Source organism: Ferrimonas balearica (assembly GCF_019802085.1).
GTDB classification, from domain to species: Bacteria; Pseudomonadota; Gammaproteobacteria; order Enterobacterales; family Shewanellaceae; genus Ferrimonas; species Ferrimonas balearica_B.
Map to the genome: position 1 here is coordinate 427,520 of NZ_JAHVHV010000003.1, position 16,032 is coordinate 443,551.

Annotated in this window: 17 protein-coding genes; 11 read left to right on the forward strand and 6 right to left on the reverse strand. The window is 64.1% G+C overall.

What is annotated here, in order from left to right; all coding sequences use genetic code 11:
* The first annotated feature begins 19 nt into the window (after positions 1-19).
* Complete coding sequence (locus KUV81_RS14760; protein WP_222544648.1) at positions 20-709, forward strand: TIGR01621 family pseudouridine synthase; 690 nt, start codon at positions 20-22, stop codon at positions 707-709.
* A 26-nt stretch (positions 710-735) separates the two neighbouring features.
* Positions 736-900, forward strand: a complete 165-nt coding sequence (locus tag KUV81_RS14765; protein WP_222544649.1) for a YqaE/Pmp3 family membrane protein — start codon at positions 736-738, stop codon at positions 898-900.
* A 38-nt stretch (positions 901-938) separates the two neighbouring features.
* Here the strand turns inward: KUV81_RS14765 and moeB are convergent, their stop codons facing one another.
* Both moeB and moeA read right to left on the reverse strand, forming a co-directional pair.
* The gene (moeB, locus tag KUV81_RS14770; protein ID WP_222544650.1) at positions 939-1,688 is read right to left on the reverse strand and encodes a molybdopterin-synthase adenylyltransferase MoeB; all 750 of its coding nucleotides are present in this window, start codon (positions 1,686-1,688) and stop codon (positions 939-941) included.
* Complete coding sequence (gene moeA, locus KUV81_RS14775; protein WP_222544651.1) at positions 1,688-2,935, reverse strand: molybdopterin molybdotransferase MoeA; 1,248 nt, start codon at positions 2,933-2,935, stop codon at positions 1,688-1,690. Before moeA ends, moeB begins: the two co-directional genes overlap by 1 nt.
* Before the next feature lie 210 nt (positions 2,936-3,145).
* Here moeA and KUV81_RS14780 point away from each other — a divergent pair, with 210 nt between their 5' ends.
* The 3 genes from KUV81_RS14780 to KUV81_RS14790 are packed head-to-tail and all read left to right on the forward strand — an operon-like array spanning position 3,146 to position 4,913.
* A complete protein-coding gene (locus tag KUV81_RS14780; RefSeq protein WP_222544652.1) occupies positions 3,146-3,808 on the forward strand; it encodes a 7-cyano-7-deazaguanine/7-aminomethyl-7-deazaguanine transporter in 663 nt (220 codons plus the stop codon).
* Complete coding sequence (locus KUV81_RS14785) at positions 3,808-4,461, forward strand: HD domain-containing protein (protein ID WP_222544653.1); 654 nt, start codon at positions 3,808-3,810, stop codon at positions 4,459-4,461. Before KUV81_RS14780 ends, KUV81_RS14785 begins: the two co-directional genes overlap by 1 nt.
* Positions 4,458-4,913: a GNAT family N-acetyltransferase gene (locus KUV81_RS14790; protein WP_222544654.1), complete on the forward strand. Its 456-nt coding sequence runs from the start codon at positions 4,458-4,460 to the stop codon at positions 4,911-4,913. The genes KUV81_RS14785 and KUV81_RS14790 overlap by 4 nt, the downstream gene beginning before the upstream one ends.
* A 127-nt stretch (positions 4,914-5,040) precedes the next feature.
* Here KUV81_RS14790 and elbB read toward each other — a convergent pair whose 3' ends face one another.
* Positions 5,041-5,700, reverse strand: coding sequence for an isoprenoid biosynthesis glyoxalase ElbB (gene elbB, locus KUV81_RS14795; RefSeq protein WP_222544655.1), 660 nt, complete (start codon positions 5,698-5,700; stop codon positions 5,041-5,043).
* Positions 5,701-6,149: 449 nt separating this feature from the next.
* Between elbB and polA the strand changes: the two genes are divergently transcribed.
* The gene (gene polA / locus KUV81_RS14800; RefSeq protein ID WP_222544656.1) at positions 6,150-8,894 is read left to right on the forward strand and encodes a DNA polymerase I; all 2,745 of its coding nucleotides are present in this window, start codon (positions 6,150-6,152) and stop codon (positions 8,892-8,894) included.
* 403 nt (positions 8,895-9,297) lie between these two features.
* Here the strand turns inward: polA and yihA are convergent, their stop codons facing one another.
* A complete protein-coding gene (gene yihA, locus KUV81_RS14805; RefSeq protein ID WP_222544657.1) occupies positions 9,298-9,936 on the reverse strand; it encodes a ribosome biogenesis GTP-binding protein YihA/YsxC in 639 nt (212 codons plus the stop codon).
* Between the two features lie 171 nt (positions 9,937-10,107).
* On the opposite strand from yihA, the gene KUV81_RS14810 reads away from it, so the two are divergent.
* The 4 genes from KUV81_RS14810 to KUV81_RS14825 all read left to right on the forward strand — a co-directional run bounded on the left by KUV81_RS14810 (position 10,108) and on the right by KUV81_RS14825 (position 13,130).
* Positions 10,108-10,734, forward strand: a complete 627-nt coding sequence (locus KUV81_RS14810) for a c-type cytochrome (protein WP_222544658.1) — start codon at positions 10,108-10,110, stop codon at positions 10,732-10,734.
* A 774-nt stretch (positions 10,735-11,508) separates the two neighbouring features.
* The gene (locus KUV81_RS14815; RefSeq protein WP_222544659.1) at positions 11,509-12,144 is read left to right on the forward strand and encodes a class I SAM-dependent methyltransferase; all 636 of its coding nucleotides are present in this window, start codon (positions 11,509-11,511) and stop codon (positions 12,142-12,144) included.
* Positions 12,145-12,177: 33 nt separating this feature from the next.
* Entirely contained in the window at positions 12,178-12,690 is a 513-nt protein-coding gene (gene yihI, locus KUV81_RS14820; RefSeq protein ID WP_222544660.1) for a Der GTPase-activating protein YihI, read from the forward strand.
* Positions 12,691-12,692: 2 nt separating this feature from the next.
* Complete coding sequence (locus KUV81_RS14825) at positions 12,693-13,130, forward strand: DUF2489 domain-containing protein (RefSeq protein WP_222544661.1); 438 nt, start codon at positions 12,693-12,695, stop codon at positions 13,128-13,130.
* A 3-nt stretch (positions 13,131-13,133) separates the two neighbouring features.
* On the opposite strand, the gene KUV81_RS14830 is transcribed toward KUV81_RS14825, so the two are convergent.
* On the reverse strand, positions 13,134-13,439 hold the full coding sequence (locus KUV81_RS14830; RefSeq protein ID WP_222544662.1) for a hypothetical protein: 306 nt from the start codon (positions 13,437-13,439) through the stop codon (positions 13,134-13,136).
* A 103-nt stretch (positions 13,440-13,542) separates the two neighbouring features.
* On the opposite strand from KUV81_RS14830, the gene hemN reads away from it, so the two are divergent.
* A complete protein-coding gene (hemN, locus tag KUV81_RS14835) occupies positions 13,543-14,946 on the forward strand; it encodes an oxygen-independent coproporphyrinogen III oxidase (protein WP_261389414.1) in 1,404 nt (467 codons plus the stop codon).
* 53 nt (positions 14,947-14,999) lie between these two features.
* On the opposite strand, the gene add is transcribed toward hemN, so the two are convergent.
* Positions 15,000-16,007 carry an adenosine deaminase gene (gene add / locus KUV81_RS14840; RefSeq protein ID WP_222544663.1) on the reverse strand — a complete coding sequence of 336 codons (1,008 nt, stop codon included), beginning with the start codon at positions 16,005-16,007 and terminating at the stop codon, positions 15,000-15,002.
* Between the last annotated feature and the right edge of the window lie 25 nt (positions 16,008-16,032).

The following is a 16,032-nucleotide window of genomic DNA, read 5'->3' on the forward strand; positions in this document are numbered from 1 at the left end:
CCGCCCCGAAGGAGCCCCCATGGCCAAGATCCTGCATAGCCACCCCGATTTCCTGCTGGTCGACAAACCCGCCGGGGTGCATTTCCACAGCCAGACCGGCAGCGCCGGCCTGGTGGCCCAGCTGGCCGAAGAAACCGGTGAAGCCCTCTACCCGGTGCACCGGCTCGACACCCCCACTTCCGGTTTGCTGTTGCTGGCCCGCTCCCCCGCCGCCGCCGCGGCACTGACCGAGCGCTTTACCGAGCACAAGGTGGAGAAGCGCTACCTGGCGCTGTCGGCCCATAAGCCGAAGAAGAAGCAGGGTACGGTGAAGGGGGGCATGGCCAAGGCCCGACGGGGGGCCTGGAAGCTGGTGCCGGGGCAGACCCAGTTTGCGGTCACCCAGTTTGTCAGCCACAGCCTGCGGCCCGGGGTGCGCGCCTTTTTGCTGCGCCCCCGCTCCGGCCGCACCCACCAGATCCGGGTGGCGCTGAAGAGCCTGGGGGCACCGATCCTGGGGGACGGTCTGTACGGCGGGGCCGAGGCGGATCGCACCTACCTGCACGCCCTGGGCCTGGCCTTCGAGTGGCAGGGCGAACGGCTCAGCTTCTGGTGTCCGCCCACCCAGGGGGCGCTGTGGGGCGATGAGCTGTCGCCGCTGCTGGAACAGTGGCAGCAATCGCCGCCGAGCTGGCCCGGCGAAGGCGAGCCAAAGGCCTCTATACTCTAAGCAAAACAGGGCTAACGAGGCGCGCCATGGACACCAACAAACTGATTCTGGTGATCATCGCCATCCTGCTGCCGCCGGTTGCGGTGTTTCTGCACAAGGGGATGGGGCAGGACCTGGTGATCAACATCCTGCTGTGCCTGTTCTTCTGGGTGCCGGGGATCCTGCACGCCATCTGGGTGATCACCAAGTAGGCACAAAAAAGCCAGCCGCTTGGCTGGCCGGTTTTACCTTAACCGCAGACCGGGCAATCCGGCCGCTTGGGCAGGGTCATCTCGCGAAACTCCATGGTCATGGCGTCGATCATCAGGATCCGCCCCGACAGGGTCCTCCCCATGCCGCTGAGCTGCTTCACCGCCTCGGTGGCCTGCAGACAGCCCACCATGCCCACCACCGGCGCCAGGATCCCACTCTCCACGCAGGAGAGCTGCTGCTCACCGAACAGGCTGGCAAAGCACTGGTAGCAAGGCTTGTCCGCCCCGTAGTCGAACACCGTCACCAACCCCTCCATGCGGATCGCCGCGGCGGAGATCAGCGGCACCTTGGACTCGAAGCAGAAGCGGTTGAGCTGGTTGCGGGTCTCCAGGTTGTCGGTGCAGTCGAGCACGATGTCGTGGTCCGCCACCGCCACCGCCAGTTCCGGCTCGTCCAGCAGCCGGTCCACGGTGTGCAGGGTGACGTGGGGGTTGAGGCCCGCCAGCTCTTCGGCGGCGGACAGCGCCTTGTTGAGGCCGATGCGGCTGTCCCGGTGCAGCACCTGACGCTGCAGGTTGGACAGCTCCACGTGGTCGAAATCCACCAAGGTCAGACTGCCCACCCCGGCGGTTACCAGGTACTGGGCGGCGGCGCAGCCCAGGCCCCCGGCGCCCAGCACCAGCACCTTGGCCTGCTTGAGCGCCTCCTGGCCGTCCATGTCGAACGCCCGGATCACGATCTGGCGGTTGTAGCGCAGCAGTTCCTCGTCGGACAGGATCTCCTCCATCACACCCCTCCCAACACGGCGTTAAAGGGCTCCACGGTCACCCAGCTGCCCGCCGGGGTGTCGCCGCTCTCCTTGGGCAGGATGATGAAGCAGTTGGCGCGGCTCATGGAGGTGGTCATGTCGGAGCCCTGGGCGCCGGTGGAGGTCACTAGCAGGTTGCCCTCGTCGTCCCGGGTCAGCACTCCGCGCTGGTATTCCTGACGCCCGGGCCCCTTGCGCAGGCTGTCCTGCAGCCGCGCCTGCAGCAGCAGCGGCGCCCGCTCGGCCTCGCCGGACAGGTGGGCCAGCAGCGGTTGCACCAGCTGGTAGCAGGTCACCATGGAGGAGACCGGGTTGCCCGGCAGGCCGCAGAACCAGGAGCCCGGCAGTCGGCCAAAGGCAAAGGGCTTGCCCGGCTTGATCGCCAGTTTCCAGAAGCTGATCTGACCCAGCTCGTCCAGCACCACCTTGATGAAATCCGCTTCGCCGACGGAGACGCCGCCGGAGGTCACCACCACGTCGGCCTCGGCGTCGGCCCGACGGAAGGCGGCCCGCACCTGCTCGAGATCGTCGGGGATCACCCCAAGATCCAGCACCTCGCAATGCATCGCCTGCAGCATGGTGCGCAGGGCGTGGCGGTTGGAATCGTAGATCTCCCCCGCCGCCAGAGGAGTGCCTGGGGCCTTGAGCTCGTCCCCGGTGGAAAACAGCGCCACCTTGAGGCGGCGACGCACGGGCACCTCGGCCACCCCGACGGTGGCCAGCACGCCGATCTCCGCCGAGCCGATGCGGGTGCCCGCCGCCAGCACCTGGGTGCCGGCGGTCAGCTCGCTGCCCTGTTCCCGGACAAACTGGCCCGGACGCACGTCACGTAAAAAACGCACCCGGTCGCCCTCGGCCTCGGTCTGCTCCTGCATCACGATGCTGTCCAGCCCTTCGGGCAGGGTGGCGCCGGTCATGATGCGCACGCACTGACCGGGACCGCACTGACCCTCGAAGGGCGCGCCGGCAAAGGCCTTGCCCGCCACCTGGAGGGTGGTGCCCTCGGCCACTTCATCGGCCCGCACCGCGTAGCCGTCCATCGCCGAGTTGGCGAAGGGCGGTAGATCGATGGCCGCGGCGATGGACTGGGCCAGCACCCGGCCGACACTCTGCTCCAGCGGCACCCGCTCCTCGTCGTCGATGGGGGCCACCTGGGCGCGCATGCGGGCCAGGGCATCGGCGGGCAGCATCAGGCCCGGTTGACTGCAGCAGTCGTGGTTGACCATAGGGAGTTCCGGTTGTGGCGATGAATGGCGTCCATTATGCCACCACCGTCCCCCCTTGCCCCTACTTCGATCAACAAAGCCTTGCATTGGATCGCTTCCTGCCTATAATTTCGCCCTTCGCCGCGCCGGCAGCGGGTTCAACTCGCCCCGGCCCGGGCTGATTATTGCCGTTCGGGTTCCCTCACCCCGCTAACCAAAAAGGTGACATTGATGCTTTCCTTGACCGACGCGCAGATGAAGCGCGCCCTGGCCGTGCTGGTCAGTTTTCACATCTTCATCATCGCTTCCAGTAACTTTCTGGTGCAGCTGCCGTTCCAACTGTTTGGCTACCACACCACCTGGGGCGCCTTCTCCTTCCCCTTCGTCTACCTGGCCACGGATCTGACCGTCCGGATCTTCGGTGCCGGGGCGGCCCGGCGGATCATCTTCGGCGCCATGTTGCCGGCTTTGGTGATCTCCTACCTGGTCTCCGTGGTGTGGCAGAACGGTCAGTTCGTCGGCCTGGCCGGCCTGGGGGAGTTCAACGCTTTCGTGGCCCGCATCGCCCTGGCCAGCTTCACCGCTTACCTGTTCGGCCAGTTGATGGACATCAAGGTGTTCGCCAAGCTGCGTCAGTATGCTGCCTGGTGGGTGGCCCCGGCCGCCTCCACGGTGATCGGCAACTTCGTCGACACCGCGGTGTTCTTTTCCGTCGCCTTCTACGCCAGCGCCGATCCCTTTATGGCTGAGCACTGGGTGGAGATCGCCACCGTCGACTACGTCTTCAAACTGGCCATCAGCCTGATGCTGTTTTTGCCGGCCTACGGCGTGCTTTTGAAGGTGCTGACCGATAAACTCCTGGCCTCTGATTCCCAACGACAGCCTTTAGCCTGATGACCACAGCCTCTCCTTTCGATGCCACCTGGCAGCAACGCTGCCGAGATTGGGCGGCCGCCGCCGGCAGTGACGGCGCCCACGATCTGGCCCACATCCAGCGGGTGGTGGCCACCGCCGCCCAGCTGGGCCGTGAGGAGGGGGCCAACCTGGCGGTGATCCTGCCCGCCGCCTGGCTGCACGACGCCGTGTTGGTGGACAAGCGGGATCCCCGCCGCAGCCAGGCCTCCCAGTTGAGTGCCGACAAGGCAGTGGCCCTGCTGGAGGAGGCGGGCTACCCGGCTGAGCATCTGAGCGCCATCCACCACGCCATCATGGCCCACAGCTGGTCCGCCGGCATCGCCCCCGAGACCCTGGAGGCCCGCATCGTTCAGGATGCGGATCGCCTCGACGCCCTGGGGGCCATCGGCCTTTCTCGCTGCCTGATGCTGGGAGGCCAGTGGGGCCGGACGCTCTATGACCCGGCCGATCCCTTCGGTGAGCGACGGGAGTGGGACGACAACCGTTTCAACCTCGACCACCTGTACATCAAGCTGCGTCACCTGCCGGAGCAGCTGAACACCGACGCCGGGCGGGCCGAAGGCGCCCGGCGCTGGGCCTGGATGCAGGGCTATCTCGACCAACTGGCCCACGAACTCGGAGCCGACGCATGATCCAACAACGCATTCGACCGGGCACCATCGACGAGGTGGTGGCCATCAGCCAACAGATCCCGGAATTCAATCAGCCTTACGGGGCCGAGGAGTACCAGCGCCGACTGGCGTCGGTGCCCCACCTGATCCAGATCGCCGAAGTGGAGGGAGAGGCCGCCGGGTTCAAGGTGGGCTACCAGCTGGAAGAGGGGGTGTTCTACTCCTGGATGGGGGGGATCCTGCCGGACTTTCGCGCCCTGGGCCTGGCCCGGGAGATGCTGCTGGCCCAGGAGGCCTGGGCCAACGACCAGGGTTACGACCGGCTCAAGGTGAAAAGCCGCAACCGCTACGCCACCATGGTGGCCATGCTGCTGCGCCACGGCTACGGCATCGAAGCGTTCGAGGCCAAGGGTGACACCCTGGCGGATCACCGCATCCACCTCACCAAGGCATTAAAAAACGGCAACGAATAACTTGCAAAGGCAAATGATATTGATTATCGTTTACCTGCGTTCCAATCCGGTGAGACGCTCACACTCACCCAACGCACATTGCTCACACGTTTACAGGCCAGCGCTCACACTGGCCTGTTTTTTTTGCCTAGCGCTCGCACATCGCCAGCACCTCGGCCACCAGCTTCTCGATCCCCTCCGCCGCCTCGGCGATGTTGCCCGCCAGCATGTAGGCAGGGGTGGACACCACCTTGTGGCTGGGATCCACCACCACCTCCTGCACCGGGCAGCTCTGGTGATCGCCCCCCATCAGGTTGAAGGCCGCGGCGGTGTCGACGTCGGTGCCGATGGTGCCCCGCACCCCCTCACCAAAGATCCGCGGCATCATGATGGGGGCGATGCAGACGTAACCGCTGGGCTTGCCGGCCTGGATAAAGCTTCGACAGGCCTGGCTGACGTCCTCCGCCACCTGGCATTCGGCCCCCGTCACGGCGAAATCACAGAGGTTCTTGGCCGCCCCGAACCCGCCGGGCAGGATCACCGCGGCGTGCGCTTCGGCGGACAGCGCGGACAGAGGCTGGATCTCGCCCCGGGCGATGCGGGCCGCCTCCACCAGGATGTTGCGCCGCTCCCCCTCCGCCACCTCGCCGGTGAGGTGGTTGACCACGTGCAGCTGATCCCGGTCCGGGGCGTAACAGCGGTAGGGCACGCCGGCCCGGGACAGGGCCAACAGGGTTAACACCGCTTCATGGATCTCACTGCCGTCAAAAACACCGGCACCACTGAGGATCACCGCGATCGGTTTCATGGCAAGTCTCCTTTTTATTCCAATGAGTTGCTCAACTGACTTTGCGATATGTCAAAGCGTTTTAACATTTTTTTCATGTCGGGGTAGACCCGGTTAAATAATATGCTAAGTTATCTTTCGACTTCAGGAAGGAGCCTGTTGTTTTTCCCAACCTTCCCTGCCCGATATCACTCCACTGGCATTGTCAATATCCACATTGCCGTGATCGGACAAAACGCGCTGTAAAGTCACTTACGGACCCTCTGGATCCCGCAGCACAAGGGCGTTTGCTGTAAAAGCAAGGATCCGGATCACGGATCCGCCCAAGTTGTCCACAAAGCCTGTACACAAAGTTATCCACAGCTTAGTTGCTGCGGTTTGGGCTGCCTGTCAGCCAGGGTGAACACTGGCGTCAACCCCGCGGAACGTGGCATCCTAAGCCCCTTCAATTCACTGATGAAACGGCCCCTATGTCTGCCCAATCCCCCCTCATCCTGGTTGATGGCTCCTCCTACCTTTACCGCGCTTACCACGCGCCGCCGCATCTGACCAACTCCAGGGGCGAACCCACCGGGGCCGTGTACGGTGTGGTCAACATGCTGCGCAGCCTGCTGAAACAGTATGGGCCCAGCCACATGGCGGTGGTATTCGACGCCAAGGGCAAGACCTTCCGCGACGAGATCTACCCGGAGTACAAAGCCCAGCGCCCCCCGATGCCCGACGATCTGCGCAGCCAGATCGCGCCGCTGCACGCCATCATCCAGGCCCTGGGCCTGCCGCTGATCTCCATTCCCGGCGTGGAAGCGGACGACGTCATCGGCACCCTGGCCCAGCAGGCGGAAGCCGCCGGCTACGACGTGCTGATCAGCACCGGGGACAAGGACATGGCCCAGCTGGTGACCGACAAGGTCACCCTGATCAACACCATGACCGACACCCTGCTGGACGTGCCCGGGGTCAAGGCCAAGTTCGGGGTGGGCCCGGAGCTCATCATCGATCTGCTGGCGATGATGGGGGACAAGGTGGACAACATCCCCGGGCTGCCCGGGGTGGGGGAGAAGACCGCCCTGGCGATGTTGCAGGGGATCGGCAGCCTGGAGCGGATCTACGAGGACGTGGACGCCGTGGTGCCCCTGGGCTTTCGCGGCAGCAAAACCATGCCCAAGAAGCTGCGGGAGAACCGCGATGAGGCCTTCCTCTCCTACCGTCTGGCCACCATCAAGACCGACGTCGAGCTGGAGGAGAAACCGGACCAGCTGACCATTGGCGATGCGGATCGGGATGCCCTGGCCAAGCTCTACGGCGAACTGGAGTTTCGCCGCTGGCTCAATGAAGTCCTGGACGGCGGCGCCGTGCTGCCCGCGGGCAACGGGGAGGCCGACGCCAGCCCCGCCCCGGCCCAGAGCCAGACCGAGCACGAGCTGATCCTGACCGAAGCCCAGCTGGACACCTGGCTGACCAAACTGGCGGACGCCGAGCTGTTCGCCCTGGACACCGAGACCACCAGCCTGGACTACATGGCCGCGGAACTGGTGGGGCTCTCCTTCGCCGTGGAGGCCGGCAAGGCCGCCTACCTGCCGGTGGGCCACGATTACGAGGGGGCACCGGCACAGCTGGAGCGCGACGCCGTGCTGGCCAAGCTCAAGCCGCTGCTGGAGGATCCCGCCCCCCGCAAGGTGGGCCAGAACCTCAAGTACGACATGTCGGTGCTGGCCAAGTACGGCATCCAGCTGCGGGGGATCGCCTTCGACACCATGCTGGAGTCCTACTGCTTCAACTCCACCGCCGGCCGCCACAACATGGACGACCTGGCACTCAAGTACCTGGGCAAGAAAACCATCCACTTCGAGGCGATCGCCGGCAAAGGGGTCAAGCAGAAGACCTTCAACCAAATCCCCCTGGAAGAGGCGGCCCCCTACGCCGCCGAGGACGCCGACATCACCCTGCAGCTGCACCAGCACCTGTGGCCCCGCTTGCAGGAGCTGGCCGGGCCCAGCCGGGTGTTCCAAGAGCTGGAACTGCCGCTGGTGCCCATCATGTCCGCCATGGAGCGTCACGGCGTGCTGATCGACACCGACCAGCTGCACCAGCAGAGCAGCGAGATCGCCGCCACCCTGGACAGCCTGGAGCAGCAAGCCCACGAGATCGCCGGCGAGGTGTTCAACCTGGGCTCCACCAAGCAACTGCAGGCGATCTTCTTCGACAAGCTGGGCTACCCGGTGCTGAAGAAGACCCCCAAGGGCGCCCCCTCCACCGCCGAGGAGGTGCTGCAGGAGCTGGCCCTGGACTACCCGCTGCCCAAGATCATCCTGGAGCATCGCAGCCTGGCCAAGCTGAAGAACACCTACACCGACAAGCTGCCCCAGCTGGTCAAGCCCTCGGGCCGGGTGCACACCAGCTACCACCAGGCGGTGACCGCCACCGGCCGTCTCTCCAGCTCGGATCCCAACTTGCAGAACATTCCGATCCGCACCGCCGAGGGGCGGCGGATCCGCCAGGCCTTTGTCGCCCCCGAGGGCTACCGCCTGCTGGCCATCGACTACTCCCAGATTGAGCTGCGGATCATGGCCCACCTGTCCCAGGACAAGGGGCTGCTGGAGGCCTTCGCCCAGGGCAAGGACATCCACAAGGCCACCGCCGCCGAGGTGTTTGGCGTGCCCTTCGACAGCGTCACCACCGAGCAGCGCCGCCGGGCCAAGGCGGTGAACTTCGGCCTCATCTACGGCATGTCGGCGTTCGGTCTGGCCAAGCAGCTGGACATCGGCCGGGCCGAGGCCCAGGACTACATCGATCGCTACTTCCACCGCTACCCGGGCGTGCTGGACTACATGGACCGCACCAAGGCCCAGGCCCACGACAAGGAGTATGTGGAGACCCTGATGGGGCGTCGCCTGCACCTGCCGGAGATCAACGCCCGCAACAAGATGCGCCAGCAGGCCGCCGAGCGCACCGCCATCAACGCCCCCATGCAGGGCACCGCGGCGGACATCATCAAAAAAGCGATGCTGCTGGTGGCGGACTACCTGACGGCACAGCCGGAAGGGGAGATCCACCTCATCATGCAGGTGCACGATGAACTGGTGTTCGAGGTGCGCGAAGCCCAGGCAGAGCAACACCAGGCGGCGCTGTGCGAGCTGATGAGCCAGGCGGCGGAGCTGGATGTGCCCCTGCTGGCCGAAGGCGGCCTGGGGGAGAACTGGGATCAGGCCCACTGAGCCGACGCGCCGGGGCCCAGACCCCGGCGTGAGCCAGATCACAGATAATCAAATTCACCGGCGAAAGCGCTTTTCCGGTCTGGGTGGCTTGGTTATGCTGTCTCGGTAGGGTACAGAGGTAAGATGTTCTATCTTTCAGACCTAATTATGATCGCCTTTTGGTGATCGCCAAAATTGGCACCCCGGCAACCACGGTTGTCGGGGTTTTTTTGTGCCTGAACGCCGGGATGCGGGACTCGGCAAAAGTTAGAGCAAATACTTTAAATTGTCATCTGGGTGGGTTACATTATCACCACTAGGCCTTCCCAAGTGGCGGTTTAGTCTTGTTATCGTTTTTTAAAAGCTTCTCCCCAAAATTAGCTTTTACTTCGCCGGCGACCGCTTTTGGTCACCGGCTTTTTTCTTATTCGGGGGTGCCCATCTGCTGGGCCTGTTCATCCCGGTGCAACCAGTCGTTCAGCACCCGCAGAGCCGGCTCCCGGCCGGTGCCCTTGAGGGAGGAGAACAGCTGCACCACCACCTCGCCCTCCAGCTCGGACAGAGTCTCCTTCACCTGGCGCAGGGTCTTGTTCTTCTCCGCCTGCTTGAGCTTGTCCGCCTTAGTCAGCAGCACCAGCACCGGCATGCCGGCGGCCACCCCCCAGCGGATCATGTTGTGGTCCAAGTCCTTCAGCGGATGACGCACGTCCATCAGCACCACCAGCCCCTTGAGGCACTGGCGCTTCTCCAGGTACTCCGCCAACGCCTCCTGCCACTTCAGCTTCATCTCCAACGGCACCTTGGCAAAGCCGTAGCCGGGCAAATCCACCAGGCGCTTCTGCTCCGTTAAAGCAAAGACGTTGATCAGTTGGGTCCGCCCCGGGCGCTTACTGGTGTGGGCCAGACCGTTGTGGTCGGTCAGGGTGTTGAGGGCGCTGGACTTGCCGGCGTTGGATCGGCCGGCAAAGGCGATCTCCACCCCCTCGTCCGGCGGCAGGTGATGAATGTCCGGCGCGCTGGTGACAAAGCGCGCGAGACGGAAGTCGACTTGGAACTCAGTCACGGGGATCTCCAAAAAACGGTCGTCTCAACAGCGGGACGGGATCACAAAACACCCCCGAGCTTAGACCTGGCTCAGATTTCGTGTAAAATGCCGCTGCGTGGTCTCCCCAGTGTAACAGGGGACCCATGTCGCAGGGAAAGAAACGCCACCGATATAATAAGTTGGAACGTCATGAAAAAGTTTGCTGTTGTCTTTGCTGTGCTGTCCATGTTCTCCACCTTGGCCCAGGCCGAGGGCGACGCCCAAGCGGGCCAGACGAAGGCCGTGACCTGCATCGCCTGTCACGGTATGGATGGCAACAGCCCCATCGATATGTACCCCAAGATCGCCGGCCAACACACCGGGTATATGGTCAAGCAGTTGAAAGAGTTCCGCCAGGCTGCGCAAACCGGTGGCCAGGAAGGGCGTCATGACCCGGTCATGAGCGGCATGGCCATGGCCCTGAGCGACGAGGACATCGCCGACATCTCCGCCTACTTCGCCAGCCAGCAGATCAGCGCCGGTCCGGCGGCCGCCGAAGAGGTGCAGGAGCGCGGCCACCAGCTGTACATGGGGGGCGACGCCGCCCGTCAGATCACCGCCTGTGTCGCCTGCCATGGCGTCAAGGGTGAGGGCATGAGCCTGGCCGGTTACCCCGCCCTGGCCAGCCAGCACCCCACCTACCTGAAGATCCAGCTGGAGAAGTTCCGTGACGGCTCCCGTCACAACGACATGAACGGCATGATGGGCGGGGTGGCGAAGAACCTCACCGACGAAGACATCGCCATCCTGTCCCAGTACATCAGCGCGCTGAAATAAGCGGGACAGCACCATGGCAATCGCGGGCCCTCGGGCCCGCTTTTTTGTGCCCGGCCGACAGTGAAAAGCCCTTTTCACGCCCCACTTCGTCAGAGAAATGCACGATTGGTCCGACCCTTTCCAGCAGCATCCACCAACGCATCCATTGGTGCGTGCGTTATAACCCCGGCCATGTGTAAGACATTTGCCATATTGTCTGCCAGACACCCCCACCTTGTTAGCAGGATGTTTCCAGGCAACCTTTTTCAAATCATGCACTTATAGATTTAACAAAATATATTGAGCCAGATCCCGTCGGAAAAAAAGTTGCGATCCAGCTCAAATTACGTAGAGTAGTCACCGAAACGGAACGGACGCTTGGACAGGAAGGCCAGCGTTCACCAGGAAACTCCCTAGGATGGGGAGCGGCACTGGAAGCCAAGACTCAGGACGAGACGGGACGGAGATCCCGAACCCACGGAGTTTTGGGTTTACATGGATGGTTACCTTCAGGTCAGGATGACCGGGTCGTAAGGATACGACGCCATGACGTTATGGATGACATAACAGGAAAAAGAAAAAAGGTCCGGAGTGACCACTAACAAAAAACGCACGCACGGAAGCAGGCAATAAAAAGAAGGAAGCAGACCGGGAAGTCTCACGCAGGTATGGAATGCCTGGTTACAGAATGGGGGAGTGTCTCCGACACCCTTGCGAGGCGGCAGAGCAATCTGCCGCCTTTTTTATCGCCATTGCGCCTATAATGGCCGCTCCCGAGACCCGACAGGACCACCCATGCTCTGCCCGCTGTGCCAGCACACCGACACCGGACACTACCACCAGGACAAACGCCGCCACTACTTCCAGTGCCAACGCTGCCAGTTGGTGTTTGCCGATCCCGCCTCCCTGCTGCCGGCCGCGGCCGAGAAGGACCAGTACGACAAGCACAACAACGATCCGGCGGACGCCGGCTACCGGCGTTTCCTGGCGCGGCTGGCCGACCCGCTGCTGACCCGACTGCCCAGTGGGGCCGAGGGGCTGGATTTTGGCTGTGGCCCGGGCCCCACCCTGTCGCGGATGCTCAGCGAAGCGGGCCACCCGGTGGCACTGTACGACCCCTACTACGCCCCGGACCGCGCCCCCCTGCGGCGGCAGTACGACTTCATCACCTGCACCGAGGCCATTGAGCATTTCTACCGCCCGGCCCGGGAGTGGCAGCTGCTGCTGGAACGTCTCAAGCCCGGCGGCTGGCTGGGGCTGATGACCAAGCTGGTGCGCGGCCCCCAGGCCTTCGCCCAATGGCACTACAAAAACGACCCCACCCACGTCAGTTTTTTCAGCCAGGCCACCTTCGAGTTCCTGGCCCGACGGGACGGTTTGCGGCTGGAGTTCATCGGCAACGACGTTATCCTGCTGCAAAAACCGGCATAATCTGATATAAACCCGCCCCCAATTGGAGGCCTTATGACCCGAATCAAGAAATCCCGCAAAGTGAACAACAACGGCCCGACCCGGCCGGCCCGGGAGAAAGCCAGCGCCCGCAAGAAGCCGAGCAAGAAAGCCGGTAAGGGCCAGGCCAGCGGCAGCCGTCACAGCCTGTCCAAGGCCGCTCAGGCGCGCCTGGACGGTGGCACCGGCCAGGATCCCCGCAAAGGCAGCAAGAAGCCCGTGGCCCTGTTTGTCGACCAGCAGACCCCGGCCCAGCCGGCACCGCTGGCCCCGGAAGTGGAGCTGGCCCAGCTGGAGTCGGATCCGCGCCTGAACCTGCTGCTGGAGCGCACCGAGGCCGGGGAAACCCTCAAGCCCAAGGACCAGCAGTGGCTGGACGCCACCCTGGATCGCCTCGGCGCGCTGATGCAGCAGCTGGGGCTGGACGAGGAGGAGGCGCCCGAGCACGACACCCCGATGGACGCGGAAGACGATCTGCTGGCCCGCTTTGAGCAGGGCGAAGCGATGCTGGACAACTACAAGGATTGACGATGCCGGTATGGATGATGGCGCTGGGCGCGCTGATCGTGGTGGCGCTGGCGGCCTACGCCGCCAGCCTGTTGTGGCAACTGCGCCAGGTCAAACAGCGCCAGGCGGCGGCCGTGGCCCAGCGGCGCAGCGATCTGCTGGAGCAGATCCAGCTGGTGGCCAAGGCCTGCCAGCAGCAGCAGTGTGAGCCCTCGGAAGGGGCGCTGCGCCTGGTGAACCTGTTGCGGGCCCTGCCGGACGCCGATCAGGAGCAGCTGCGCCAGCGCTACCCGGTGCTGCACGAGCTGTACGACAACATCGCCCACCACCCCATCCTGGAGGCCCGCAAGGCCCTCAAGCGCAACGAGCGGATGAAGCTGGACATGGAGCGCGCCCACTGGGAGTCCCGCCTGGGGCCCAAGATGGGCGACGAACTGGCGGCCCTGGCAGAGCTGAGCTGAGGCTCAGGGGCAGTCCGGCGGCGCCAGACCCCGGGCCGCCAGCAAGGTCGCCAGCTGGATCCGTTCCTGGTCGCAGGCGGCCAGGGCCTGCTCCGAGGCCTTGGCCACCGAGAGCCAGCCCTTGTCCCGGTATTTGTCCACGTCCATGCGGTGAAACCCGCTCAGCTGCGCCACCCGGCACCAGCGCGTCAGCAGCGCGGCGTCCTCGGCCTGCTGCCAGTGCTGCGGTGTCTTCGCCGGCTGGCCAATTTCACAGGCTTTGCCCGCCCCCAGGGCCGGCAGACTGATCGCCAACAGCGCGATCGGCATCACAACTTTCCCTAGCATCCTCAACACCCCATTCGCAACTCTGTTGCCACATTGGTCAAATTTGGGGCCACGATCAATGGCGGGGCCCGGTAAAAGGTGCATAATGCGTTCATTCCGATCCCAAGGAGACGCTTTCGTGCAGGATAAGATCAGCTGGAACCAGGCCCTGATTGAGAAGTACAACTACTCAGGCCCCCGTTATACCTCATACCCCACTGCGATCGAATTCCATAAAGATTTCGCTGACGCCGACCTGCGTCAGGCCATCGCCACCTCCGACAAGCGGGATCTCTCCCTCTATATCCACGTGCCCTTCTGCCACAAGCTCTGCTACTACTGTGGCTGCAACAAGATCATCACCCGCCACCCGCACAAGGCGGACCAGTACCTGGATTACCTGGAGCGGGAGATCAAGAACCGGGCACCGCTGTTCACCGAGTACACCGTCACCCAGATGCACTGGGGCGGGGGCACCCCGACCTTCCTCAACCAGGAGCAGATCCGTCGTCTGACCGGGTTGCTCAAAGAGCACTTCAACTTCGCCGGTGAGGGGGAGTTCTCCATCGAGATCGACCCGCGGGAGATCGAGTTGGAGACCGTGGACGTGCTCAAGGAGGTGGGTTTCAACCGCATCTCCGTCGGCGTGCAGGACTTCAACAAAGAGGTGCAGGTGGCGGTCAACCGGGAGCAGGATGAGCAGTTCATCTTCGACCTGGTGAAGTACGCCCGCGAGCGTGGCTTCCAGTCCACCAACGTCGATCTGATCTACGGTCTGCCCCATCAGACCCCGGAGAGCTTCAACAAGACCCTGGCGCGGATCAAGGATCTCAGCCCGGACCGGCTCTCCATCTTCAACTACGCGCACCTGCCGCACCGTTTCGCGGCCCAGCGCAAGATCCACGAGACCGATCTGCCGAACCCGCAGCAGAAGTTGAAGATCCTGGAAAACAGCATCAACACCCTGGTGGAAGACGGCTACCAGTTCATCGGCATGGACCACTTCGCCAAGCCCGACGACGAGCTGGCCAAGTTGCAGCGCGCCGGCAAGCTGCACCGTAACTTCCAGGGCTACACCACCCAGCCCGACGCCGATCTGCTGGGTCTGGGCGCCTCCGCCATCTCCAGCATCGGTAACGCCTACGCCCAGAACCAGGTGGCGCTGAAGGACTACTACGAGGCGATCGACGCCGAGGGTCACGCCCTGGTCAAGGGCTGCTCCCTGGAGCGGGACGACTTCATCCGCCGGGCGGTGATCAAGCAGCTGATCTGCCACTTCGAGATGGACAAGACCGTCATCGAGCAGGAGTGGGACATCAACTTCGACGAATACTTCGCCGAAGACCTCAAGCTGCTGGCCCCCTTCGTGGAGGACGAACTGGTGGAGCTGGACGGCAACATCATCCGCATCACCTCCCAGGGCAACCTTCTGATCCGCAACATCTGCATGTGCTTCGACCGCTACCTGCGCGAGAAAGCCCGTCAGCAGCAGTTCAGCCGGGTGATCTAAGCCCAGCCCAAAATAGAAAAAGCCGCCCCGAGGGCGGCTTTTTTTGTGCCCGATTACCCCCGGGCCTGGCGTTTTCGGGCACGCAGCTCGGCCCGTTCAGCATCGCTCAAAAAGGCCAGCTGCAGGCCGTTGTGCTGGATCTGGCGCAGCTGCGCGTCGGTCAGGCCAATCCGCTCCCGGGCCATGCGGTACTCGAAGGGCACCGAGTTGGCGGACACCCCGGGGTCGTCGGTGTTCAGGCACACCGGGATCCCCGCCGCGACAAACTGGCGGATGGGGTGCACCTCGTAGTCGGCTACCGAGTTGGCGTGGACGTTGGAGGTGGGGCAGGACTCGATGCCGATCCCCTCCTGGGCCAGGTGAGCCATCAGGCGCGGATCCTGGACCGCGGTGGTGGCGTGTCCCAGCCGGGTGGCGCCCAACTCGGTCACCGCCTGCCAGATGCTCTGCGGCGGCCCCGGCTCCCCGGCATGGATGGTGACGTTGAGGCCGGCGTCCCGCACCCGGCGGAAGTGATCGACGAAACGCTCCCCCGGGAACCCCAGCTCATCGCCGGCCAGATCGCAGGCGACAAAGTGATCCCGCTGGCTCAGGATGGCGTCCAGCTCCCGCTGGCAGGCGGCCTCGCCATCGCCGCGGCAGAGGATGCCGATGAGGTTCACCTTCACCCCGGTGGCCCGAGCCGCGCTCTGCACGCCATCCACCACGGCCTCCACCACCCCGTCCTGGGGCAGTCCGTGGGGGCCGGCCATGTAGGCCGGAGAGAAGCGCAGCTCGGCGTAATCGACCCCCTCCAGGGCCAGATCCTCGACGTTCTCTCGCGCCACCCGATGCACCGCGTCCAGGTTGCCCAGCACCGCCACCTGGTAATCCAGCTTGGCCAGGAAGGCCTCCACCGAAGCACAGGGCTCGGTGACCTGCAGTATGGGGCGCAAGGCCGCCAGGGTGTCCGCCGGCAGGGGCAGGTTAAAGTGGCGGGCCAGCGCCAGTACGGTTTGCGGCCGGACGCTGCCGTCCAGGTGTCGGTGCAAGTCGGTGAGCACCAGGGTGTTGTCGGTCATGGGGGATCCCGAGTTGATGGATCCG